Consider the following 24,049-nt stretch of genomic DNA (forward strand, 5'->3'; position numbering starts at 1 on the left):
ACCGGGCCGGTGACGCAGTTGGCCGACCGGTCCGAATAGGATCGCCTCATGCATCCGGCGCCTCCGTACGCGTCCGACGCGTTGACGCGTGTCGGCGTGAGCTTGGTGGTGCCCGCGGTCGCCGTTGCGGCGCACGGTATCGCCGCCGGCGGTGCCCCGCACGCCGAAGGTGTGCTGATCAGCGCGGGGATCGGTGGCCTGTTCGCGCTGATGTCGGGTGTGCGTCGCCGCTCGCGCGTGGTGGCGATCGCCTCGACGACACTGCTGCTGACCATCGCGCAGGTGGCCTGCCACTGGGCGATGGCGATCGGTGATGCCGGGCACGGCGTCCACGCCACGGGGGCCGCGCCGATGCTGCTGACACATGCGGTCGCCATCCCGCTCAGCGCGGTGCTCCTCATCCTCGCGGCAACTTTGGCCGACCTGCTGACCTCGAGCATTCGTGCGTTGTCCCCGCGGCCCGCGCCACGGATCCCGGGTCGTCCGCAGCCGGCCGTCGACGCGCCTGTTCTCGTTTCCGGACCGGTGTTCGGTGGCCCGGGGGTACGCGGTCCGCCCGTCGCGGCCTGACTCCTGCTTCCTTCACGCCACTGTGCCGATCGGCCGGTGGCAACCACTGTGTGTCCAAAAGAAAGCTCAATCATCATGCTCAACAACAATTCTCGGGGCAGCGTCGCGATGCGGCGGCTGATCGGCCCGGCCGCTGCGGCCGCCGTGGTGGGTGTCGCATCCCTGACCGGTGCCGGTGTGGCGTCGGCGCACGTCACCGCCAACACGACGACCGTCACCCAGGGCGGCTACGGCATCGTCAACTTCGTGGTGCCCAACGAGGAGGACGTCCCCACCGTGTCGGTGCGTGTCAGCCTGCCGAACCTCGCCGGCGCCCGTACCGAACCGATGGCCGGCTGGAAGTCGCAGGTCATCGAGGACCCGGCCACCAAGCAGGTCACCGCAGTCGTATGGACCGCCGACCCCGGTCAGGGCATCCCGGTGGGGCAGTTCGCCGAGTTCCGGGTGCAGGGCGGACCGTTCCCTGACGAGGAGACTGTCTCCCTGCCCGCGGTGCAGACCTACGCCAACGGCACGACGGTCGACTGGTCACAGCCGGAGAACGCCGACGGCAGCGAACCCGACCATCCCGCCCCGACGGTCAGCCTGCCCGAGGGGTCGGGCGACGGTCATCACGGGGCGCCCAACGCGTCGAACTCCGACTCGTCGTCGACGTCGGACACCGCGGCTCGTTGGCTCGGCGGGGCGGGCCTGCTGGTCGGAGCGCTCGGCGCACTGTTCGGTGTCGCCGCGCTGACCCGACGCGGCAGGTCCGGCGGGGGCTCCGGCGATGCGTGACCGACGCGTTGTCGGGGTGCTGGCCGGGCTCCTGCTCTGCCTCGGCGTGCTGGGCACCTGGGCGGCGCCGGCGGCGTCGGCGCACTCGAGGTTCGAGTCGATGGACCCGGCGGTGGGCGCGAAGGTCGAGCACGGCCCGGCGCGGGTGACGCTGACATTCAACGAGGGTCTGCAGCAGTCCTTCGCGGTGCTCAACGTGGTGGGGCCCGATGGTCACTATTGGCAGCAGGGTGAGCCGGTGGTGCGCGGCGCCCAGATCGGCGTCGCCGTCGGCGAACTCGGTCCGGTCGGCACCTACACGGTGAACTATCGGGTGACCTCGGCCGACGGTCATCCGGTGGAAGGCGCCAAGAGCTTCGAGCTCACCGTCGCCGGTAGCGGCACCCCCGGCCCGCTCGTCGAGGGCGGATCGGCCGATGACGGTGGTGGTTTCCCGGTGGTGGCTCTGGTCGTCGGGCTCGGCGTCGTCCTCATCGTCGGGCTCGGCGCCGTGTTCTGGCTGAGCCGGCGGTCCTCGGGTTCCGGGTCGGCCTGACACCGCGCGATGGCATCCGGTTGGGGTCTCGGGGGAGCCCGGTCACGTGACCTGATGGTCGTGGCCGGGCTCCCCGCGGTGCTCGCCGGCCTCGGACTCTGCTGGCTGCTCACCCGGCCGGCGGGACCGGGTGCGGCGGCCGTGGCCGGTGCCGTCGCGCTCGGCGCTGCGGTGGTGCTCGTCGGTCTCGGTGCGCTGCCGACCATCGGTTCCCGACCGTCGTCGCGCGTCATCGGTGTCGTTGCCGCGCTGTGGCTGATGGCGGTGGTGTCGGGAGCGTGGCTGCGCACCTCTGACGTGTCGGGCGTCGCGCCCCTCGACGTCGACCTCGGTGACCTCGCCGAGGTGCTCGGCGACGGCGCGCCCGAGGTGATCGCCGGTGCCGCGGCCGTCGCGGTTCTGGCGTGGGCCGTGCTCGATCTGCTCACCGGGATCGAGATTCCCGTGCCGGTGGTGGCCGTTCTCGCGGCGATCGGGGTACTCACGGTGGCGATCTCCGGTCACGCGTCGGTGCATGCGTGGGGTCCGGTGGTGGTGGGCGCACACGCTCTCGCCGCCGCCTGGTGGTGCGGCACGCTGGCCGCCATGGTGCTCTCGCTGCGCGGTCGATCAGGCTGGGCGACCACGCTTCCCGCATTCTCGCAGCGAGCCGCGTGGGCGGTGGGGGTGGTCGCCGTCACCGGGGTGATCGCCGGTCTCGCCGAGGTCGGCGGTCTCGGTGAATTCGGGTCGACGGGCTACGGACGGGTCCTGCTGGCCAAACTCGCGGGACTCCTCGTGCTGGTCGGTTTCGGTTGGTGGCACCGGCGCCGCTGGGTTCCCGCCGCCGGGCGGCACCGGATCTCCGAGGTCGCCTCGATTCGCGCGGGAGTCGTCGAAATCCTGCTCATGGCAGTGGTTCTCGGCCTCGCCGCCGGGTTGTCGGCGACGTCACCGGGGTGACGTCGCCGCCCGCCTCGCGCGAATGACCCGGCGCGGACCACTCAGCGGATCGAGCGCGGCTGATCCCAGATCGCGAGCAATTCCTCGAGGATGTCGGTGGCCATGTTCAAGGTGCTGAGATGACTGTCGCCGGGGAGTGAGAACAGCTTGGCGTCGGGCAGCAGCGCCACCATGTGATCGCCGTGGCTGTAGGGGATGATGTGGTCGCGATCGCCGTGCCACCACCGGACCGGCACACTCACCTCGGGGACGCGGAATCCCCAATCCTTCGCGAACACCACGACGTCGGCGAACGGTGCGTCCATCCTGCGGCGGCCACCGAACAGGAGGTCGTCGAGGAACATGGCGCGGAACTCGGGCCGGCCGAGGAGTTCGCGGTCGGCCTGCGGCGAGAGTCGGCCGTAGACGCGGATGGCGGGTTCGGCGATGGGTCGAGCGACACCCACGAACGCGCTCAGCACGCGGCCGATCGGCGCGCCGGCAACCTGCACGGCGGGCGCCAGCAGCGAGCCGAGACGCATCGCGCCGCCGCCGATCGCGTCGGGTCCGACGGTCGGTGCGACGCCGCCGAGGATCCCCGCGGCGACCACCCGCTCGGGCATCGCGTGCGCGGCCGCCAGCGCGTACGGTCCGCCGCCGGAGAGTCCGATGACCGCGAACTCGTCGACGCCGAGGGCGTCGAGGACGGAGGTGAGGTCGGACGCGAACCCGGCGACATTGGCGTAGCGATGCGGCGTCGAGGACCCGACGCCGGGACGGTCCAGGCCGATCAGCCGTATCCCGTTGAGCGCCGCGTACTCGCGGGCCTCGGTGGGGATCTGCCGGCGGGCGCCGGGCGTGCCGTGCAGCCAGACGACCGCGCGTCCGGAGGCCGAGCCGAACTCGGCGAAGCCGATGCGGCGTTTGTTCTCACCGACTGCGATCGAACCCTCGATCTTCGGACGAGCGATGTCCATCATGCATCCAATATCGCATGAGTCAGATCACAGGCGGGACGGGTGGTCGAGTTTGTCTCGGGGATGCCCGCGTACGGCTGCGTGCACGAGTACCGTCGATGCGGTGAGCTCCGAGATCCTCGCGGGCGCCGCACGCGCCGTCAACCACGTCCTCAAGCCCTATCCGGCTCGCGATCTGCCGTCCGGACGCAAGGTCGAACTGCCCGGTCGAGGACTGACCTATGTCACCGATTCGGGTCCGCGGGAGGCGCCCACGGTCATCCTGCTGCATTCGGTGCTCACCACCGGTCTGCTCTGCTGGTATCCGACGGTGCCGGCGCTCAACGAACGCTACCGCGTGGTGACCCTGGACCATCGCTGGCATGGTCGGGGGATCAACTCCCCGGGTTTCGACCTGGAGGACTGCGCCGACGACGTGGTAGCGCTCGCCGACGTCCTGGGCATCCAACGATTCACCGCCGCGGGGTTCTCGATGGGCGGCGGCATCGCCCAACTCGCCTGGCGTCGGCACCCGCAGCGGGTCTCGGGACTCGTCTTGTGTTCCACCGGACCGTATTTCAGTACGCACGATCCCGAGCACCGGGAGCGGGCACGACGCACCGGCCAGATTCTGGGGCCCATCTACCGACGAATCCCGCGGCCGTCGGAGAAGAGTCTGGACAAGACCACCTCGCACACCTCGGTGTGGGCGATGCGGCAGTTCTTCTCCACTCCGCTCTCCCACATGGGCGACTTCGGCGACGGGCTCGGCCGCTTTGACTCCCGCGACTGGCTCGGTGAAATCGACGTACCGACTGCCGTTGTGGTCTCCACCCGCGACAAGGTGGTGGAGCCGGCGCGGCAGCAACTGCTCGTCGACGGAATCCCCGGTGCCCAGCGCTTCGAGGTCGACGGCGGACACGCGTGCTGTGTGCTCGGGGCGCAGTGGTTTGTCCCGCCGTTCGTGGATGCCGTGGACGCGGTCACGGCGGAGTCGCGGTTGCCGGCCAGTTGACTCGCCGCCGTTGCGCCACCCGGTGCAGGCTGTGGCGAGCGCGCTGCGACCGCGTCCGACTAACGTCGGCCTCGTCGTGAGCGATAAAAGGTGATATGGGCCACTTTCACCGCATCCTCCTCGCTGTGGTCGTCGGCATGGTGGTCGCTGTGCTGGGCGCCGGACCGATCGGTGCCGGGCCGGCATCGAGCTCGGCATACTGGGACAAGAGGCCCGATTTCAGCTCTCAGTACTCGACGACGCCGTGCCGGACGGTGAATCCGAACATCATCGACATGCCATTCTCTGCCTGGCTCAACGTCGATCAGCGGCTCCCTGCGCAGCGTGGCCGCATCGACGTCCGTGTGATCGTGTCCACGACTGCGTGGGGCTACGACTCACACCTCACCCTTGGGTGGCGGAACCTGTCGTCACACAAGAGTGGCGCCCGTCGATCGGTGATACACGTGCGCAACGGCGGCTCCCTGCAGCCAGATACCCATTTTCGTGACCTCACAACCCGGACCCGGCCGAGTGCGGCTCACCGTCACTGCACGCAATGCGAATGCGCTGTGGATGATCCCGATCACCTGCTCGGACGTATTCGAGGTCCGATGATCGGCGAGAGTCGGCACTGCGGCGGCGGGACGAACTCGCATCGGTCGGCCGAGGACCGCGTGCCGGGCAATGACGTCGAGTGCTGACAGTCAGTTGGTGGTGCCCCCTCTCGGGCTCGAACCGAGGACCTGCGGATTAAAAGACGGAATCCGCCCGTGTCGGACAAAGATGGGCAATGAGGGGCAGTGCCTATCTGTGCAGGTAGAGGCGAGCAAAGGCCACCGTTGACTATCGGCGGGTGTCAGTGGGTTCTGGGTGGTGCGTGACCACTGCGTGACCACGGGCGTTGTTCGCCTGCCTGCATGGAGCCAGCCGGATCAGCCTGTAGATGCCAGTCCTCGAAACGTTCTAGACCATGGCTCATGGGGTGAGTTGTTCGGGGCAGTAGATCGACGCCGAAAGGTGCATGAACTTCGCGGCCGCCGCAAGCCCGTAGCGGTCAGTCAGCACCCTCAGAAGCTCCATCTTGTTGCCCGCTCGTAGAGCCTGACAAGTGCTGTGTGCGAGTGACAGAGCTTCTGCATGAGTCAGATCGTCCATACCGTCGATAATTCGGAACTGCGACAAGAATGACTGGTCTTGTCCATCACTATCCCAGCTCGGAGTTGCGGGCGTAGAGGCCGTGGTAGTTGAGGCTTCACCCGTCCCGTTGCGACCATCAGTGAGCAGTAGAGCAGTGACAACAACAGCGAGCGCGATGGTGACCACTACCGCGAGGGTGCCGAATGCAAACCACACCCAATTCTTACGAGCACCATGCGAGTCGCGCGGGGCGTCATCGATGGGGTTCATGGGGGTATTTTATGCTTGGTAGAAGTGGGTGCCGTGTCGGCCAAGCGGATGATTTCAACCGCTGGGGCCAGTGATTTTGGCAATCGCCGTAGCCATTTGTAGTTGTCGCCTTAGTATCGCCTTCATGGGCTGGCAGCGCGATCTCGAAAAGCAAGTCAAGGCGTCAATGCAAAGCGCTGTGGACAAGGCTCAGCGGACTGGCAAGGGCAAGTCTGTTACGAGCTTGGTGCGGTTGCTGGAGAAGGAGTTTGCGGCTGTTGGTGTCACCGGCATCGACCGCAAGCAGTTGACCGAGTGGGCCGAGCAGATTCGCGAGGGAGTCCGGATCAGGGTGAAGTAGCGTAGATTTGCTCACGCCCGGAAGGGTCCTTCGCTGCTGCTGGTGTGAATCTTGCGTCCCACCGATGCGGGGTTCGGTGTGGCGGTGTCGAGCAGGACGCCGCGTACCGCCTGATTCACGGTGTCTCGAACAGTGTCGTCGTCGATGTCGAGGGCCTTCATCACGGCATCCACGATCGCGCCCGTATCCGGTTCTGGGTGTAGGTAGCGTCGTACATCTGCGGGGGTCAGATTCGCATGTGCCATCAGGGGTTCTCCTTGGGTGTTAGGCGGCGTCGTCGGGGTGGTCGACGCCGCTGTTTGGGTTCAGGTCGTGGCGGCTGGTGTGGAGCCGCAGGACGTGGGGGCGGGTGCGGGCTTGCTCTATGTCCTCGTCGGTCAGTCGCAGAAACCGGGGCTCGTCGTCGGGGTCGCGGGTGTGAAGATGCGGACGTTCATCACCGATGCCGTGCCATGTTCGCGTGCCAAGCCGCAGCCTCAGCTTTGGCCTTCTCATCGGCCTCGGCCTGTGCCTTCAACCGTGCGGTCTCCGCTGCACGCGCCTCGGCCTCTTCCCGCTCACGCTCAACCCGCTTGGCTTCCTCACGTGCAAGCGTGGCCTCTCGCACCGCAATGTTGCGGGCCTCAATCTCCGCGGCCTGAACAGAAGGAACACCCAATGGCTTCCAGGGATGACCTGACCGACACACACTTCGCCGCCGCTCTCGGACTGGTTGCGGACTACCTCGACCCAGAAACGTCACGCGCAGAGCTGTTGCTGGCCTCCGCATCTGATCGCGACGCTGTGCTGGTCGCCCTCGCCGGTCTGGCTGCGGGGTGGTACGAGCAGGCTCACGCGCTCATGGACCTCTCTGACGGTCCGGCTGTGGCGAGCCGCGCCGACCTCGCCGCGTCGCTCAGACACGCAATCAACACCTTGTGACCAGCACGTGACCAACACGTCTCTCACCACCGTCAATATCTCTTTGAGCGGACAACGAATCCGCAAGTAGCACAGGAGCACCAACGGAACCCATGAACCAGTTCGTCACACGAGACGCCACCCTCGGCACTCTGGCCGTCCTGAAAGCGGGAGGCCCCGATGCCGCAGCAATTGTTGAAGCGACGCTCACCGAACTGGGCATCGCCGACGACGCCAAAGCATCCTGGCTGGCCAGTTTGAAGAACGACACCACTGCAGAAGATCAGGAATAGGGAGATCACCACATGGCCAAGACTGTCCCCACCATCGACGAAGCCGCCCAGGAAGTACAGGCCGCCGAACACGCTGTCACCGAACTCGAAGCGAAGATCGCGGACGGCGACACCACCATCACCTCATCCGTGTTCCAGAAGGCCCGCGACGCACTCGACTTCGCCCGCCTCCGCGAGAAGGCCGCAGCGAAGAAGGCCGAGAAGGACGAGGTAGCGCAGCGTCAAGCAAAGATTGATGCTCTCGTGGCTGAGGCTGAAACCCTCACCGACATCACCGATCTACAGGGGAAGTTCGCTGCTGTGGTTGATGCTGTCGGTGCTTTCCACAGCGCCCTCACCGCACGAGCCAAGACCGCGACCGAATTGGAGTCTCGCGCATCCCGACTGGGTGTGTGGAAAAGGCCGAGGATCGACGAACGGGTGACAGTGCAGTCGTTCAAGCCTGCCGACTGGCTCAATGCCGCCATCCACGAGGGCACGACCGGAGAACCCAAGTCGATGCCTGGGTACCTGCACGGCAGCGTGATGCACGACTCGAAGGCCGGTATTCACGGTCTGCATACCGCGGAGCGGGCCGCGCGGCCGATGGGGCGTTGTCCGATTCGATCTTCACCCGCACGTCATGGCCTTCCTTGATCGCCCACAGAATGTCTTTCATGATCGGCAAGAACTGGCCGCTAATGTCCGATGCGAGACTGGACAGCATGGCTGTGTCACTGCTCGACGTGTTCAGCTCTGGTGTCAAATTCCCAAGATCAACATTGCCGGTCGCCACCATCTGCGCATACTTTTCGAGCGAGTTGTAGCCCGAGAACCCAGCTCCGGCAGCCAAATACAGCCAATCGTTCAAGCTGGTGGGCTTCATGTAGTCAGAAGTGTCCGCCGAATATCCGCCGAACCCGACCGACCCGCCAGCCGCGAACTTGCCGAGCTGCCCAGCGTTCAACTGCTTCAGGAACTTCCGAACCCCAGGCTGCTCAGCAACCTGCTTACGGATGATCTCCTCACCGGGCATCGCCCAAATCAGTTCCGAGTCCTGATTCCCGCTCCCGGCGACAGTGCCGCCGGCCGCGTGCTTCGGAATCGTCGTCGTCTTATACCCGGACGGATTGGCCTGCGCCTCCTTCAGATCGGCCTCAGCCTTGTCCCGCTTCTGCTTGGCCTTCTCCACCGCCTGCTCCGCCGACATCTTCTGCGACTCTTTAGCATCCGGTTTCAGCTCACGTTGCCGCTGCTCCGCGATCGCCAACGCAGTCTTCGCGTTCTCCAGGTCTTCGGTCGCCTCAGCAACCGTCTTCACCTTCGACCGACGAGTAGAAGTCCCATCCTTCTGCGGCGCGAAATCGCCACGCCCATTGATGTAGTCGTTCCACTCCTGCTGCTTCTTGTAGTCGTTGATGAGGCGGTCCCGATACTCCTTCTCACCCTTCCACCAGAACGGCTCCAACGGATTCTTCAATGTCAACTCAAACACGTTGGGGTCTTCCGGCTTGTCCCGGTACACGATCTGTTGCTGTGTGCCGGCACCATCAGTGCCGTCCGTGCCCGTGGGGACACCGTTGGTGCCAATGATGGTGGTTACGATCCCCGCCCGCAACGCATCCTCATCCTCACGGCCCGACATACCCGCACCCCACGGCGCGCCACCCGACTTGTCGAAGATGCGAGCCGCAACAATCGCCTGCTGCTGCGGAGTGGCCTGACCCGCCGTTGGGGCGAACTCATCACCACCATTCGACGCCCACGTGCCCTTAGCGATCTGGAACAGACCGCTGGCCTCGTTGCCACCCGAGTTGGCGTCCTGCACACCCTGCACAATGCTTGGGTTGCCGCCAGACTCACGCTTGATGAGCGCAGCCCACGCCGGATCAGTGGAAGTCCACGTCCCGTCCGGGTTTTGCACAAGAGGGATTGAATCGCCCCGGGTTTGCTGGAGGCTCGGTTAGTTGGTTCCGGCCTCTGCTGGGACCGGGTTCTCACGGTAGCTGGTGACCGTGTGGGCCGCCCAGTAGGCGGCCTCGTACTCGACCGGCGGGACGTGTCCGATCTCGCCGTGCAGACGGCGGTGGTTGAACCACTCGATGTACTCGGCGACCGCGATCTCGACGTCGCCGACACCGCCCCACCCGCTCTTCGGGCGCATGATCGGGTTGCGGATACATTCCGCCTTGAATAACGAGTTGAACGCCTCGGCCATCGCGTTGTCATACGAATCACCCTTGGAGCCAACCGAAGTCACCGCTTCAGCTTCGGCGAGACGCTCGGTGTAACGAATCGCTCGATACTGCACTCCGCGGTCCGAGTGGTGAATCAGTCCGGCCACATCCTGGCCGGCACGATCACGCGCCCACAATCCCATGTCTAAGGCGTCCAATGCGAGGTCGGTGTGCATCGTGGTCGAGACCTGCCAGCCGACGACCACGCGCGAGTACACGTCGAGGATGAACGCCGCGTACACCCACCCGGAGTGGGTGCGGATGTAGGTCAGGTCCGCCACCCACAAGGTGTTCGGCGCCTCGGCGGTGAACTGCCGGCCGACTCGGTCGGCCGGTTGCGGGGTTTCGGCGCCATCGCTGCGGGTGGTCCTGCGTGTCTTCAACCTCGGTATCCCTTGCAGTCCATCGGCTTTCATCAATCGTTCGACAGTGCAGCGCGCCACGTCGATATCCTTTCTGCGTAGTTCGGCGTGGACCTTGCGGGCACCGTAGACGCCGAGATTGTCGGCGTGCACGGTGCGGATCTCGCCGAGCATCTCCCGGTCACGCACCGTGCGTGGCGCCTCGGTCTTGTTCGCACTCAGGTGGGCTCGTACCGTGGACGGAGCGATCTGGGCGGCCGTGTCGCGTAGGGCCGCGCAGATCGGATCGACTCCGTGTTCGTCGCGAGAAGCGGCGACGAACTCCACGATCAACGCTGTGGGCGGTCGATCTCCGCGGCAAAAAAAGCCGACGCCTGCTTCAAGATCGTGTTCGCCCGCCGCAGCTCGCGGTTCTCCCGCTCGAGCTGCGCGATCCGCTCGGAATCGCTGCTCGTGGTACCCGGCCGCTGCCCGCCATCGATTTCGGCTTGCTTGACCCAGGTGCGTAGCGCCTCCGGGTGCACACCGAGTTGATCGCCGATCCGTTTGAACGCTCCCGGCCGTGTGGCCGGGTCCTTGCGGGCTTCCACCGCCATCCGCGTCGCTCGCTCCTTCAGCTCAATGCTGTACTTCCGAGGTGCTGCCATGCTCTCCATCCTTCACAGGTTCGAGAGCCTCCGACGAACCCGGGGCGGTTCAGAGTACCCTGCTGCTGCTGATCCGAGTTCACACCCTCAACCAACGCCGCTGACTGTCGCGTATGCACATGATCCGTATGGCCTGAGTAGTCGGCAGCAAAGTAGGAGCCGTCCGTGTCGGGTTTCCCACCTGCCCAACCAATCCGCTGACCAGTCTGCGGGTTCTGCCAAATGATCTGCTCCAACTGCGGCATCTGCGGTGCCACCGAAATCAGATACTCGGCGAACCGTTGCATCGCATCCACCGCACCCGACCAGTCGATACCCCGATTCAGTTGTTGTGGGTTCGGTGCGTAACCGGCCTCGCCCCGGTCCGATTCCTGATGCCCCGCATACGTGGACGCCTGAACCCCAAACTTGGAGCCCAGTTCACCCACCCAGGGTGGGAATCCGCTACCGCCGTAGGAGATTGCGGTGCCGGGTTGCAGTCCGTAGCTACCGGCGACCAAACCGCCGTCGGCGTATCCGCCGAGAGTGGGTATCTGCCCGGTCCGGTTCATGTAGTCCAGGGCACCCGGATTCTCCCGCTCAATCCTGTTCTGGGATTCCTTCTTGATGACGTACTCGTCGGCGTGCACGATGCCAGCTTCTTGATACTTGTGCCCCGGACCTGTCCAACCACCAGCAGAATGGAACTGGCGTGCCGCGCCAGGCACATTCGCCACACCGTTATTCGGGGTGTAGCCCTGCGTGTTCTGCATGACGACCGACACATACTTCGTTTCCGGTCGGGTAACTCGCTGCATTTCACGCCAAAACGCATCCGTGGAGGCCTTGATGATCACCGATCCATCCGGCAATGTCTCGGTTTGCACGCCGAGCTGCTGTAGACGCGCCATCACCTCAGGTGAGGTATCGGTGATCCTCACCTTCCCATCAGGCAATGCCTGAGTTTGAATTCCCAGCTTTTCCAACTCACGACCAACAGCGACCGCCGTAGACGAAATACGGATCGTCTTCACGCCGTTGCGGTCGATTTCCTCCAACTTGTAGCCGAGTTGTTCCAGGGCGACGCGGGTTTGGTCGGTGATGTCATCCGCGCGAACCTCGATCGTCTTCGGCTGCCCCGGCTGGATACGCTCCAACTGGGAGTACACCAACCCAAGCTGCTGTTGTGTGGTGTCTGCGCCCCGCAAGTTCATGGTCAGGTCGATCGTCGATCCGCCCAAGTTCTGGTACGCGGCACGGATACGATCAATCGACACACCATACTGCTGCGCCAACTGGGCGAACGTCTTCTCATTCTCCTGATTGACGCGACCCATGTCGCCGTTGTTCGCGGCCACATCAGCAGCAGCATCAGCCATATCCTTCAACGTGCCATGCAGATTCGCACCGTTGGCCTGGAACGTATCAATGCTGCCGTTCGCGGCGACCAGCGAATCACCAAACCCCTGCGTCCGGTCAATCGCCTGATCCAACTGCTCATTCACTTGGGCGATGGTTTCCGCGTACTGTGCGGTCGCCTCCTGCACCGTACGCGCCGGATTCATGGCGTCCATCGCAGCCTTCAAAGCATCAGCCTTATCCGCAGCCGAAGCAGTCTCATCCCCCAACTTGGCGACCGCAGTCGCAGCCTCCTCGAACCCAGGAGTTACCCGCCGCGCAGCTTCTCGCTGCTCCACAAACTTGGCCCGCATCTCCGACAACTGAGCCGCAGCCAACGAACCCGAATCGCCCGTCTGCGCGAGACGCGAAGCGAGAGAAGCGAACTGGTCATCCGAGCCATACACGCTCCGCGACAACTGTTCGGTCGACATCCCGAGGTCGTCAATGGCCTTACGTGCCTCATCAGCCTGCTTGGCCGCATCGTTCGTCGCATCCTCGGTGTGGAACGCCAGCTTGAACACGCCACCAACCGATTTGAGCGTGTCCCACGTCGACTTCTGCTTAGCCGCCGCCGTATCCAACGTTTCGAGATAGCTGTCTAACTCGCCCGTAGCCTTCGACCACACCTCGTTCGACATTTCACCACGTGTAGCCTGCAACGCCTCCCGCAACCCGATCTCGCTGTCCTCTAGACGCTCTACCGCCTCACGATGGGCCTCAGCCTTCGCGGTGTTCTCCGCGTGCTGCTGTGCCAGCATCAACGCCGCCACACTCGCCGCCGCAAACGCCGCACCCAACGGCCCACCAAACAGGCTCACAACCGAGGACCCGGCCGCACGCAACCCCGTCATCGAGGCGGCAGCCACACCCGCCGACCGGCCGAACCGGTCCGCCCCGGCCGCGCCTTGCAGAAACGACGACTGCATACGGGCAACCACCGGCGCGTGCTGCCCTAGCTGTGCGATTGAGGAACCGAAGCGTCCCATCTGCACCGCACCGACCCGACCGGCCTGCACAACAGCATTGTTCGCGGTCGCTAACCGGCCCATCGCGGCAGCACCAGACAGTGCGTTCGCAGCCAGGGGTGCCATCGTCGCCGTCACCCGCGCCATCACAGGAGGAATCAGCTTGAACGCCACGAACGCGGCAGCCAACGCCGTCACCGCCACCTGATTGTTCGACATCAGACCAGCAACCGACGACAGCAGCGGCTCCAACACTTGCAGCACGCCGGTCGCTGCCTGCATGACTGTCAACAACACATGCCACGCCCCGACACCAATCGCAGCGGCAGCCTTCCCCAACGATGCTGTGATAGTGCCCAGAGCAGGACCCAGGGCGGCAGCGGCAGACACGAGTCCTGTCAGGGCGTCCCGCGTCGACTCCACCAACTGCGACAACCGAGCCTTGTTGTTCGGGTCGTTCAATCCTGCCGAGATAGCCGCAGCCATCTCCTTCGACTTCGACACCAGGCCGTCAATCGCGGACGACGCACCATTCGCCGCAGCCGTCAACGGCCCCTTAATCGCGTCATAAATCGTCAACGACGCTTCTTCGAAGTTGTTTTTCAGGTTCTCCCACGCACCCGGCAAACCCTGCATCTTCGCCGCAGCCACCGCAGCCGCCGATCCGGACTGATCCATCGCGACACGCATCTTCGCGAAACCATCCGCGCCCTGCTGCGCCGCAATCCCACTAAGCCGCATAGCATCCGAACCAAACAAGGTGGCAGTAGCGGCCTGATACTGCTCGGCGGTCATCCGTTTCGACGCGGCCTGCAACTGCCCGAACAGCGTTTCCATGCCCGCGAACCTGCCGTTCGCGTCATACACGGTTAGCCCGAGTTCCTTGATCGCCGTCTGCGCCGGGTCACTCGTATCCGTCAACGCCAACAACGCCGACTTCAGCAGGGTGCCGGCATCCGACCCTTGGATACCCGCATTCGCCATCAACGCGATCGACGCGGCAGTGTCCGTCATCGACAACCCGAACTGGTTCGCCACCGCGCCGGACTGTTGCAGCGCCGACGCCACATCGGTGATCTCCGCAGACGAAGCGTTCGCGGCGTTCGCCAGAATATCGGATGCTTTGCCCGCATAGTCAGCCTGCAACCCGAACGCCTGCAATGCTTGCGACTGGATGGTTGCGGCCTCAGCGGCTTCGATCTGCGCGGCGGCAGCCAACTGGAGTGTGCCTTTCGCGGCCTGCATCGACTGCTCGACAGTGAAACCACCCTTAGCGAGTTCGAGCATGGCGTTCGCAGCATCCACCGACGAGGTGCCCGCCAACGAGCTGTCGGTGCCCAACTGTCGGGCAGCCGCGGACACCGCCTGCAACTGCGACGCCGACGCCCCCGACACCGCCTGCATCGTGTTCAAAGCGGTGGTGAAATCCATACCAGCCGTTACAGCAGACTTGAGGACCCCCGCCACCGACATGACACCACCGGCCACACCAACAAACTTGAGCGCCGAGGATACGCGGGTCGCCGCACCGGACAGGCCAGTCAACGATCGTTGCGCCCGCCCCGCCTGCCCCTCCGCAGCCGCCAACCCAGCCCGAAACTGGTCACCTTCAAGCCGCAGATAGGCGACAAGCTCACCAACGTTTAACGCCATCAAAGACTCCGATCAAAAATGACCTGCGGATTAGGTATCCGACAGGTTGAAGAAACGTGCTGGTAGAAGGACGGTTGGTCACGTCCTGGTCACGCGCTCCGCGTGCTGCTCGCGTTCCTCAGCAGCAATCACCGCCGCCATATCGTCCTGCAACTTGAGGATCGCAGACTTGGCCTCATCGGCATCAGCCCCAGACGGGGCCAACTCACCAAGAATCGAGTGCGAACGGATCAACCGCTCAATCGCATTCGCAATGTCAGCGAGGGCACGAGAATCTGCGGGGTCGTCCGTCGACCACAACCGCTCACGCAGATTCATCACATCCGCCAGCAGTCGCGACGCAAGCTCACGACGTTCGGCCTTGATCCGCTCATGCTGAGCACGAGCACCAACGGGCACCCCCGACCAGGCCAAACCCATACGCTTCGACCACCGTGACAACGCGGGCTGCTTGACCCCAAGCTCCTTAGCAATCGCATTCTGCGATTGACCCGCCGCGTGGGCGGCACGAATCGCCGCCTCCTGGTCCTCGGTAGGCTCCCAGCGCGCCGTCACCTTTTGATACCCCAGCACGTGCGCGCACGGATAACGACAAGCAGCGCGGCGTGCGGCTTTGAATCGCCCCGGGTTTGCTGGAGGCTCGGTTAGTTGGTTCCGGCCTCTGCTGGGACCGGGTTCTCACGGTAGCTGGTGACCGTGTGGGCCGCCCAGTAGGCGGCCTCGTACTCGACCGGCGGGACGTGTCCGATCTCGCCGTGCAGACGGCGGTGGTTGAACCACTCGATGTACTCGGCGACCGCGATCTCGACGTCGCCGACACCGCCCCACCCGCTCTTCGGGCGCATGATCGGGTTGCGGATACATTCCGCCTTGAATAACGAGTTGAACGCCTCGGCCATCGCGTTGTCATACGAATCACCCTTGGAGCCAACCGAAGTCACCGCTTCAGCTTCGGCGAGACGCTCGGTGTAACGAATCGCTCGATACTGCACTCCGCGGTCCGAGTGGTGAATCAGTCCGGCCACATCCTGGCCGGCACGATCACGCGCCCACAATCCCATGTCTAAGGCGTCCAATGCGAGGTCGGTGTGCATCGTGGTCGAGACCTGCCAGCCGACGACCACGCGCGAGTACACGTCGAGGATGAACGCCGCGTACACCCACCCGGAGTGGGTGCGGATGTAGGTCAGGTCCGCCACCCACAAGGTGTTCGGCGCCTCGGCGGTGAACTGCCGGCCGACTCGGTCGGCCGGTTGCGGGGTTTCGGCGCCATCGCTGCGGGTGGTCCTGCGTGTCTTCAACCTCGGTATCCCTTGCAGTCCATCGGCTTTCATCAATCGTTCGACAGTGCAGCGCGCCACGTCGATATCCTTTCTGCGTAGTTCGGCGTGGACCTTGCGGGCACCGTAGACGCCGAGATTGTCGGCGTGCACGGTGCGGATCTCGCCGAGCATCTCCCGGTCACGCACCGTGCGTGGCGCCTCGGTCTTGTTCGCACTCAGGTGGGCTCGTACCGTGGACGGAGCGATCTGGGCGGCCGTGTCGCGTAGGGCCGCGCAGATCGGATCGACTCCGTGTTCGTCGCGAGAAGCGGCGACGAACTCCACGATCAACGCTGTGGGCGGTCGATCTCCGCGGCAAAAAAAGCCGACGCCTGCTTCAAGATCGTGTTCGCCCGCCGCAGCTCGCGGTTCTCCCGCTCGAGCTGCGCGATCCGCTCGGAATCGCTGCTCGTGGTACCCGGCCGCTGCCCGCCATCGATTTCGGCTTGCTTGACCCAGGTGCGTAGCGCCTCCGGGTGCACACCGAGTTGATCGCCGATCCGTTTGAACGCTCCCGGCCGTGTGGCCGGGTCCTTGCGGGCTTCCACCGCCATCCGCGTCGCTCGCTCCTTCAGCTCAATGCTGTACTTCCGAGGTGCTGCCATGCTCTCCATCCTTCACAGGTTCGAGAGCCTCCGACGAACCCGGGGCGGTTCACGGCGTTCGCGCAGAACTTTCCCGAGGGCAGATGCGCCAATGCGGAGGCTTTGAGGTCGGCGTGGACTTGCTCGATGATCGCATGACCGCGGTGAGTCTTGTCGGCGGTCACGGTGTCCAGGTCGCTGGTGGTGAAGAACGCATGAAACCGCCACACGTCGAACAAGCCGTCTCCCTCGGCTGCGAAGTCAGGGATACGGCGCACCACCAGCCGTCCGGATACCTGCAGGCGCTTGGCTTTGGAGGTGAACGCGGTGAACGGTACTTCGGCGACCTCGGCCCGCGAGACCCACTGGCCGCTGTCTTCGTCGAAGACGGCGTCGGTGTACTCGATCGGCGTCCATGCATCTGCCGGTATCTCGCTGATCGCTGCTCGGACGTGGGAATCCTGACGCACGGTGACCGACACCTGCGCACCGGCCCGGAGCGCGGTGGTGATCGCGCGATGGCCGTAGAACGCTGAATCCGCTCGCAGCAGTATCGGTCCCGACGCATCGGACGACCGTAGCCGCCGCACGGTGGCCAGGGTGTCGGCGATCAACCGATGCGCCCCGCGCGCGGAGTTACACGCCCCTTTGCGCAGGCGTTGAGCGGCGATCACCGGCGCACCGTCACCACAGGTGAGGGTGGTGATCGCCGAGTTCAGCCCACGCACTCGGGTGTAGCCGAATCCGACGCCCTGCTTGGCCGGGCCGTGGACCTCGATGATCGAGTCGTCGATATCGATCATCACCGGCCCGTCGATCCCCGCCAGCACCGGAGTATGGCGAGCCAGTCCCGCCAACAGCCGGGTGGCGATCGCATCGGCTTGGCGGACATGCCCGAACCGGAACTCGCGAAGAAACGATCCCAACGTCGACGGGGCGTAAGGATGGTCGAACACCTTGCCCATCGCGCCGTGTCGCAACACGGCCATGTCGTCGATGCTGTCGGCGCCCGCCACCATCCCCGCCACCAGGGAAAACATTTTCCGATCCGGATGGGCGCCCTTGTCGGTGGGCACGCTCAGATGCTCGCGGGCCAACTCCGACAGGCTGGCGCGTTCGGCCAGCGCCATCACCGGCACCACCCCCGCAGCGGCGAGGAGATTCGGATCGTCACAGGATGCAGACCGGACCGGGTGAGTGTGAGACAATCGCATCTACGACATGCCCTCCTGTGTGTGTGGATGGAACCCTAGAGAAGTCCCATTCTGTCACTCAGACAGGGCATTTCGTTTATCCCTCACCGACCGATCACAAGCAAATCGGTGGATCGAGGCTAAGGCGTCCAATGCGAGGTCGGTGTGCATCGTGGTCGAGACCTGCCAGCCGACGACCACGCGCGAGTACACGTCGAGGATGAACGCCGCGTACACCCACCCGGAGTGGGTGCGGATGTAGGTCAGGTCCGCCACCCACAAGGTGTTCGGCGCCTCGGCGGTGAACTGCCGGCCGACTCGGTCGGCCGGTTGCGGGGTTTCGGCGCCATCGCTGCGGGTGGTCCTGCGTGTCTTCAACCTCGGTATCCCTTGCAGTCCATCGGCTTTCATCAATCGTTCGACAGTGCAGCGCGCCACGTCGATATCCTTTCTGCGTAGTTCGGCGTGGACCTTGCGGGCACCGTAGACGCCGAGATTGTCGGCGTGCACGGTGCGGATCTCGCCGAGCATCTCCCGGTCACGCACCGTGCGTGGCGCCTCGGTCTTGTTCGCACTCAGGTGGGCTCGTACCGTGGACGGAGCGATCTGGGCGGCCGTGTCGCGTAGGGCCGCGCAGATCGGATCGACTCCGTGTTCGTCGCGAGAAGCGGCGACGAACTCCACGATCAACGCTGTGGGCGGTCGATCTCCGCGGAACGCTGGCTGAAACCTGACTTAGCTCATTTTCGTCTGTTTCGCGGTTTGCGGGGCTGTGACCTGGGGTGTTGGGTTCGGAGGTGGACACTAACCGGCGGTGCTTAGGCTGGTCATGTGGCGTTCGTGCGGACGGTGAAGACGAAGTCGGGGGCAACGGCTGTCCAGATTGTGTACTCGAATCGTGGTGGGGCGCGCAGGATCGAGCACATCGGATCTGGTCATGACGAACAGGAGGTCGCCGCGTTGAAAGCGGCGGCTGCTGCGCGGCTGTCGCAGGGGCAGCAGCAACTGGACCTGGGGATCGCCGCCGTCGATGGGGCTGGGCCACTACCGATCACCAGTTCGCGGATGGCGGTGCTGGTCGATGCGTTGCTGAGAATCTATGACGAACTCGGATTCACCGAGAAGACGTACGGCGACAACGTGTTTCGTGATCTCGTACTGGCCAGGATCATCGAGCCGACGAGCAAACTCGATTCGCTGCGGGTCCTGGATGAAGCGGGAGTGAATGCACCGTCGTATGCGACGGTCACCCGCCACCTGCGCATGTTTGCCGAGCCGCGGTGGCAGCGTGAGCTGTCGCGGGCGTGCGCCGAGCACGCCCGCCTCGGGCCGGCGACGCTGTGTTTGTATGACGTGACGACCCTGTACTTCGAGACCGACAAGGCCGACGGGTTTCGCGAACCGGGGTTCTCCAAGGAACGGCGCCTGGAACCGCAGATCACGGTCGGGTTGTTGACCGACGTGTCGGGGTTTCCGTTGATGATGGAAGCGTTCGAAGGAAACCGGGCCGAGACATTGACGATGATGCCGACGCTGACCGCCTTCATGACCGCCCACAAGCTCACCGATGTGACCGTGGTGGCCGATGCCGGCATGATCTCGACGGACAATATGAAAGCCATCGAGGATGCCGATCTGACGTTCATTCTGGGGGAGAAGATCCCGACGGTCCCCTATCTGATCAGCAAGTGGCACAAAGACAATCCCGGATCGACACCGCCGGACGGGTTGACCTTGACCCAACGCAAACCGGCGAACTCGAAGACCAGCTACCGCAGGGACCGGGTGGTGTACTACCGCTACAGTGCTGATCGTGCCCGACGCAGCCTGCGGGGCATCACCGAGCAGTTGGAGAGGGCGGAAAAGGCTGTGGCAGGCAAGATCCCGGTCAAACGTAACCGGTTCGTCACCCTGACCGGCGCGGACAAGAGTGTCAACACTGCGTTGGCTAAGAAGGCCAAGACCCTCGCGGGATGGAAGGCGTATGCGACGAACATCGACTCTCCAACACCGGATTTCGTGATCGGCTCGTACCACCAGCTGTGGCGCATCGAGAAGAGCTTCCGCATGTCGAAATCTGATCTGGCCGCCCGCCCGATCTTCCACCACCTCGAGGGATCGATCCGGGCGCACCTGACGATCGTGTTCGCCGCACTCGCGATCACCCGGATCGTCGAAGCCCGCACCGGATGGTCGATCAAGAAGTTCGTCACCACCGCACGCCGCTACCGCACCATCGAGATCCAAGCCGCCGGTCAGACCGTCACCGCCGCAGATCCGCTCCCCGACGACCTGGCTCAGGCTCTGCGCGACCTCGCCCCAGACGTGGACACTAATTTGAGCTAAGTCAGGTCCAATGCGAGGTCGGTGTGCATCGTGGTCGAGACCTGCCAGCCGACGACCACGCGCGAGTACACGTCGAGGATGAACGCCGCGTACACCCACCCGGAGTGGGTGCGGATGTAGGTCAGGTCCGCCACCCACAAGGTGTTCGGCGCCTCGGCGGTGAACTGCCGGCCGACTCGGTCGGCCGGTTGCGGGGTTTCGGCGCCATCGCTGCGGGTGGTCCTGCGTGTCTTCAACCTCGGTATCCCTTGCAGTCCATCGGCTTTCATCAATCGTTCGACAGTGCAGCGCGCCACGTCGATATCCTTTCTGCGTAGTTCGGCGTGGACCTTGCGGGCACCGTAGACGCCGAGATTGTCGGCGTGCACGGTGCGGATCTCGCCGAGCATCTCCCGGTCACGCACCGTGCGTGGCGCCTCGGTCTTGTTCGCACTCAGGTGGGCTCGTACCGTGGACGGAGCGATCTGGGCGGCCGTGTCGCGTAGGGCCGCGCAGATCGGATCGACTCCGTGTTCGTCGCGAGAAGCGGCGACGAACTCCACGATCAACGCTGTGGGCGGTCGATCTCCGCGGAACGCTGGCTGAAATGCGTCTACGAGATACCCGCGAGCCCGGTCGCCGCCTGGCCTTCGCGATGAGTGAATGTTGTAGTTGCGCGAAAGTAGGCGTCCCAACCCTTGCGGGGTGAGCGCCTTCTCGAACTTGGATGCTGTTCCCCACATGTGGGAGTACTTTGCGGAGAGACGCGCTAGAAGGTCGTCGGTGGGTATGAACGTTTCGTCGTCGCACCACACTTCGGCGATGTTGCGTAGGAGGGTGACGTGCCGTCTTTCGGCGGTGATGCCTTCTTCGCGCTCGGCCTCGATTCGTTTCACATCGTTGATGGCTAGGTCGTCGACGACGGTGGGCCAGCGTCCGCCGATGGCTTCGGCTACTCGTTTGAGTGGTAGCCATCGTTCGCGTGCACGGCCTTTCACTCCTTCTGGGAGTGGTGGTCGGTTGGTGCGGATGCTGTCGGAGACGTTGTTGGCCCAGGTGCCGAGTCGGGCACCGAGGTTGCGGGCGTCGTCGTCGATGAGTTCCCAGTCTGATTCTTCTACTCGTCCTTCGATATCGGGGAGTAGGAGGACTCTGATGCAGCGGGATCGTGTGTCGTCGGGGAGGTTGGGGTTGTTGCCGGCCATGGCTACTGGCGCGAAGGTGGTCATTTCGTCGACGCCCCATTCACCGTTTTTTCCTGGGGTGAGGACTGGGCGTGTGCCGCCGCGCTTGTAGCCAGAGTTGAGGATGGCTAGGAGGTCTTCGATACCGGGTTTGTTGGGGTCGAGTGAGCGGTCCGCTTCGTCGATGAGCATTGTTCGTACGCCGTTGGCGAGGACTCGGGCGAGCATGGCTGAGGATGAGACTGCGGCCATTTGGATGGGGTGGACGCAGAGTCGTTCGAGGTGTTCGAGGACTGTGGTTTTGCCGCTTCCGGGTACGGGACTGTCGATGACAAGCCTTGGAGTTGTGTAGGTTTCGTTCACGAGGTGGGTGTGTGCGGCCCAGAGTGTGAGTAGGTCGAGGTCTGATCCTTCGACGGTGCACACGTATCGGTCGAGCCATGCGCGAACCTCGTCGAGGATGCTTGGTCCGGTTTCGGGTAGGGGGGTCCTTATGTAACCGGACGGACTGGACGAGCCGGTCGAACCGGACGAGTATCGCTCTATGATTTCGAGTGCGGTTGCGGAGTGATGGGGTTTCATTCAGCGGAGCCCCCCGTTCTCGGCGATGGTCTCGAGGTTTCTGCGTGAGTCGTTGTTGTGCTGCCAGAGGTTGCGGGCGTCATTGGTGGATACGACGGGGGTCATTCCTGCGTGGAGAATGTGGTCGACTGCTTGTGCGAGTGCGTCGAGGTCTCTCTGTGTTGGTTCTCGGCGGTTGTGGTGGCAGGTCCAGTGGTCGCGGCATCCGCATTGTGCGGGTTGGCTGCGTCGACTGGCGTTTCTGCGGCGTCGATCTATGTCGGTGTTTGACAATCCTGTCGGGTATACTAGTGTCACGATGGTGTTCTTCCTTTAGGAGAGGGTGAACGACAAGAGCCTCGGCCGGTCAGGGTCGAGGCTCTTTTTTGCTTGCAGGGTTTAGGCGACGGCGTGCGTGATCGCCTCGTTGACTTCTTCGGGGTCCAAGCGAATGAGCTTGGGGCCGAGGCGTGTTGCGGGTATCCGACCGCTCCAAATCCATCGTCGGACGGTCATTGCGCAGACGCCATACTGGTCGGCTATTTCTTGGACCGAGGCTGTGGCTGCCATGGTCGTTCCTTTCGGGGGATGGTGCTGAAATGCGGAAAGCCCCGGCGAGTGTGGGCCAGCCGGGGCTTTCTGCAAGTAACGGAAAGTGCCAAATGTAAACATCTCCGCTAGCGCTAGCGTATCACAAAATGATTTGGGATACACCGTAAGAGAATTACGCGTGACTGCTACTTGGGCTCTTTCTTCTCCGGGGCAATGAATTATGCGCTTTCAATACATCAGCGAGAAGATAGCGGCCAGGTGAATGTGGCGCTATGTAACCGGCCTCACGGAGTGTGTGGAGCCGGCGACGTGTGAGACCACGGCCTGGATCGCCCAGCTTCCTGGCCTGCCGTTCGATCTCGGCGGGCGTCATCGGTTCATTCTGTGACTGGGGGGACTCGTTCGAGATGGCTGCAAGTGCCTCGGCCACACCGGCACAAACCCTTTCGTAGGCGGTGTAGGCATCGGGACGGGCCGAGACCATGTGCAGGTTGCGGGCTGTCCAGGTGGCCATGGCGACGACATCGCCTTTGGGTGCTATCTCGGCGAGTGCGGACCGTAGGCGTCTGCGGGCGTTGCTTGCGGCAGGGGTGTAGGGGAGCGGTGTTGCGACTCGTTTTGTGCGGCAAAGCTTGTCGGGTGGTCCTGGCCTACTTGTTTGGCGCGTGAATGCGTCTTCGAGTTCCGTCCAGAGTTGGAAGTCGCCGGTGATGAGTTCGAGTCGGTCGCGGAGGTATCGCAGCTCGGCAGGTGTCAGTCCAGTCATGAGTCGACCCCAACGGGGACGAGGTGGAGACGGCGCGGCGTGGGACGGTAGGGGGATGCCGCGCCTTTGGTGTGGTGGTTCTGGCCTTCGAGGACGACTGAGATGATCGCTAGTAGTAGGCCCATGTCCCTCACGGTCATGCGGATATCACCGAGGGCATAGAGTGCGTCTCCTACCTCATTGTCGAGTTGCTCCCACGTCATTACGGCGCGGGCGTTGCCTTCGCTGCGGTACACCTCCGCGAATGTGGCGCTGCGGTCAGCGGTGCGACCAAGTACGAGATCGCAGACAGCCAGGAGCATTGCCATTTCGGGGACGGTCATGCGGATGTCATCGAGGGCGTAAAAGGCGTCGGCCAGTTCCTCATCCAGCCGCTCCCACAGTGCGCCTTGCGTAACACTGGCGGTGGTATACTTCTCTGCGTTCAATTTGATTGCCTTCCTTCCGGTTTGGTGGTCTTAGCGCCCTCGGTGACCTGGTTCTTGGAGGAGTCGGTCATCGGGGGTGTTGCATTTCGGTACTCGTCCGCTCGGGCCTGTGCGGCTTCTGCGAGCGCGCAGATCATTCCGTACTGGCCGTGATCGGTTGGGGTTTGCTGTCTTCGTGTTCGTGCCCGTTCGGCAGTGGCATCCAGCCTCCACGC

The 24,049-nt window shown here is 64.0% G+C and carries 22 protein-coding genes, 1 tRNA gene and 2 other annotated features; of the genes, 9 read left to right on the forward strand and 14 right to left on the reverse strand.

From position 1 onward, the window contains the following. Positions 1-48 precede the first annotated feature (48 nt). The 4 genes from GBRO_RS05715 (at position 49) to GBRO_RS05730 (ending at position 2,824) form a co-directional block, all read left to right on the forward strand. Entirely contained in the window at positions 49-570 is a 522-nt protein-coding gene (locus tag GBRO_RS05715) for a hypothetical protein (protein WP_012833043.1), read from the forward strand. A 75-nt stretch (positions 571-645) separates the two neighbouring features. Then, on the forward strand, positions 646-1,347 hold the full coding sequence (locus GBRO_RS05720) for a YcnI family protein (RefSeq protein WP_012833044.1): 702 nt from the start codon (positions 646-648) through the stop codon (positions 1,345-1,347). Next, positions 1,340-1,882 carry a copper resistance CopC family protein gene (locus tag GBRO_RS05725; protein WP_012833045.1) on the forward strand — a complete coding sequence of 181 codons (543 nt, stop codon included), beginning with the start codon at positions 1,340-1,342 and terminating at the stop codon, positions 1,880-1,882. Before GBRO_RS05720 ends, GBRO_RS05725 begins: the two co-directional genes overlap by 8 nt. A 54-nt stretch (positions 1,883-1,936) precedes the next feature. Beyond that, positions 1,937-2,824 (forward strand): copper resistance D family protein, encoded by an 888-nt coding sequence (locus GBRO_RS05730; protein WP_321573989.1) that lies wholly within the window; start codon positions 1,937-1,939, stop codon positions 2,822-2,824. A 41-nt stretch (positions 2,825-2,865) separates the two neighbouring features. Here the strand turns inward: GBRO_RS05730 and GBRO_RS05735 are convergent, their stop codons facing one another. Then, positions 2,866-3,783 (reverse strand): alpha/beta fold hydrolase, encoded by a 918-nt coding sequence (locus GBRO_RS05735; protein WP_041919746.1) that lies wholly within the window; start codon positions 3,781-3,783, stop codon positions 2,866-2,868. Positions 3,784-3,883: 100 nt separating this feature from the next. Here GBRO_RS05735 and GBRO_RS05740 point away from each other — a divergent pair, with 100 nt between their 5' ends. Then, complete coding sequence (locus tag GBRO_RS05740; protein ID WP_012833048.1) at positions 3,884-4,774, forward strand: alpha/beta fold hydrolase; 891 nt, start codon at positions 3,884-3,886, stop codon at positions 4,772-4,774. A gap of 694 nt (positions 4,775-5,468) precedes the next feature. Here the strand turns inward: GBRO_RS05740 and GBRO_RS25910 are convergent. Further along, positions 5,469-5,555 (reverse strand) — tRNA-OTHER (locus GBRO_RS25910). A 176-nt stretch (positions 5,556-5,731) separates the two neighbouring features. Continuing rightward, on the reverse strand, positions 5,732-6,163 hold the full coding sequence (locus GBRO_RS25115) for a DUF732 domain-containing protein (protein WP_083775535.1): 432 nt from the start codon (positions 6,161-6,163) through the stop codon (positions 5,732-5,734). Positions 6,164-6,287: 124 nt separating this feature from the next. On the opposite strand from GBRO_RS25115, the gene GBRO_RS05750 reads away from it, so the two are divergent. Further along, positions 6,288-6,503: a hypothetical protein gene (locus GBRO_RS05750; RefSeq protein WP_012833051.1), complete on the forward strand. Its 216-nt coding sequence runs from the start codon at positions 6,288-6,290 to the stop codon at positions 6,501-6,503. 11 nt (positions 6,504-6,514) lie between these two features. Here GBRO_RS05750 and GBRO_RS25915 read toward each other — a convergent pair whose 3' ends face one another. After that, positions 6,515-6,748 carry a hypothetical protein gene (locus tag GBRO_RS25915; protein WP_012833052.1) on the reverse strand — a complete coding sequence of 78 codons (234 nt, stop codon included), beginning with the start codon at positions 6,746-6,748 and terminating at the stop codon, positions 6,515-6,517. Positions 6,749-7,160: 412 nt separating this feature from the next. Here GBRO_RS25915 and GBRO_RS05760 point away from each other — a divergent pair, with 412 nt between their 5' ends. After that, positions 7,161-7,424, forward strand: a complete 264-nt coding sequence (locus GBRO_RS05760) for a hypothetical protein (RefSeq protein WP_012833054.1) — start codon at positions 7,161-7,163, stop codon at positions 7,422-7,424. A 92-nt stretch (positions 7,425-7,516) separates the two neighbouring features. Next, on the forward strand, positions 7,517-7,696 hold the full coding sequence (locus tag GBRO_RS05765) for a hypothetical protein (RefSeq protein WP_012833055.1): 180 nt from the start codon (positions 7,517-7,519) through the stop codon (positions 7,694-7,696). A 454-nt stretch (positions 7,697-8,150) separates the two neighbouring features. Here GBRO_RS05765 and GBRO_RS24605 read toward each other — a convergent pair whose 3' ends face one another. From GBRO_RS24605 to GBRO_RS05810, 7 genes are all read right to left on the reverse strand, one after another. Continuing rightward, a complete protein-coding gene (locus GBRO_RS24605; RefSeq protein ID WP_052298223.1) occupies positions 8,151-9,599 on the reverse strand; it encodes a transglycosylase family protein in 1,449 nt (482 codons plus the stop codon). Positions 9,600-9,638: 39 nt separating this feature from the next. Beyond that, a protein-coding gene (locus GBRO_RS05775; protein WP_370452859.1) for an IS3 family transposase occupies positions 9,639-10,921 on the reverse strand; the annotation gives its coding sequence in 2 pieces (ribosomal slippage) (positions 9,639-10,639 and positions 10,639-10,921; 1,284 coding nt in all). Further along, positions 10,515-10,643, reverse strand: a sequence feature (AL1L pseudoknot). It overlaps the preceding gene by 129 nt. After that, on the reverse strand, positions 10,888-14,919 hold the full coding sequence (locus tag GBRO_RS25725) for a phage tail tape measure protein (protein WP_012833057.1): 4,032 nt from the start codon (positions 14,917-14,919) through the stop codon (positions 10,888-10,890). The genes GBRO_RS05775 and GBRO_RS25725 overlap by 34 nt, the downstream gene beginning before the upstream one ends. A 78-nt stretch (positions 14,920-14,997) precedes the next feature. Further along, the gene (locus GBRO_RS05790) at positions 14,998-15,474 is read right to left on the reverse strand and encodes a hypothetical protein (protein ID WP_147290628.1); all 477 of its coding nucleotides are present in this window, start codon (positions 15,472-15,474) and stop codon (positions 14,998-15,000) included. An 89-nt stretch (positions 15,475-15,563) separates the two neighbouring features. After that, positions 15,564-16,846 (reverse strand): IS3 family transposase gene (locus GBRO_RS05795; RefSeq protein WP_370452859.1). Its coding sequence is split into 2 segments (ribosomal slippage): positions 15,564-16,564 and positions 16,564-16,846, totalling 1,284 coding nucleotides; the frame shifts between segments, so codons are not numbered across the junction. Further along, positions 16,440-16,568: a sequence feature (AL1L pseudoknot), on the reverse strand. Its footprint overlaps the gene before it by 129 nt. After that, complete coding sequence (locus GBRO_RS05805; RefSeq protein ID WP_012833059.1) at positions 16,813-18,039, reverse strand: IS1380 family transposase; 1,227 nt, start codon at positions 18,037-18,039, stop codon at positions 16,813-16,815. Before GBRO_RS05805 ends, GBRO_RS05795 begins: the two co-directional genes overlap by 34 nt. 54 nt (positions 18,040-18,093) lie before the next feature. Then, positions 18,094-18,702 carry an IS3 family transposase gene (locus GBRO_RS05810; protein ID WP_083775537.1) on the reverse strand — a complete coding sequence of 203 codons (609 nt, stop codon included), beginning with the start codon at positions 18,700-18,702 and terminating at the stop codon, positions 18,094-18,096. A 147-nt stretch (positions 18,703-18,849) separates the two neighbouring features. On the opposite strand from GBRO_RS05810, the gene GBRO_RS05815 reads away from it, so the two are divergent. Further along, positions 18,850-20,364: an IS1634 family transposase gene (locus GBRO_RS05815; RefSeq protein ID WP_012833060.1), complete on the forward strand. Its 1,515-nt coding sequence runs from the start codon at positions 18,850-18,852 to the stop codon at positions 20,362-20,364. Here the strand turns inward: GBRO_RS05815 and GBRO_RS25125 are convergent. The 3 genes from GBRO_RS25125 to GBRO_RS05830 all read right to left on the reverse strand — a co-directional run bounded on the left by GBRO_RS25125 (position 20,361) and on the right by GBRO_RS05830 (position 23,834). After that, positions 20,361-21,779: a DUF3631 domain-containing protein gene (locus GBRO_RS25125; RefSeq protein WP_196775867.1), complete on the reverse strand. Its 1,419-nt coding sequence runs from the start codon at positions 21,777-21,779 to the stop codon at positions 20,361-20,363. The genes GBRO_RS05815 and GBRO_RS25125 overlap by 4 nt on opposite strands. 708 nt (positions 21,780-22,487) lie before the next feature. Next, complete coding sequence (locus tag GBRO_RS27485) at positions 22,488-22,760, reverse strand: helix-turn-helix domain-containing protein (RefSeq protein ID WP_083775539.1); 273 nt, start codon at positions 22,758-22,760, stop codon at positions 22,488-22,490. Between the two features lie 642 nt (positions 22,761-23,402). After that, a complete protein-coding gene (locus GBRO_RS05830) occupies positions 23,403-23,834 on the reverse strand; it encodes a hypothetical protein (RefSeq protein ID WP_012833063.1) in 432 nt (143 codons plus the stop codon). Between the last annotated feature and the right edge of the window lie 215 nt (positions 23,835-24,049).

Source organism: Gordonia bronchialis DSM 43247 (assembly GCF_000024785.1).
Lineage (GTDB): Bacteria > Actinomycetota > Actinomycetes > Mycobacteriales > Mycobacteriaceae > Gordonia > Gordonia bronchialis.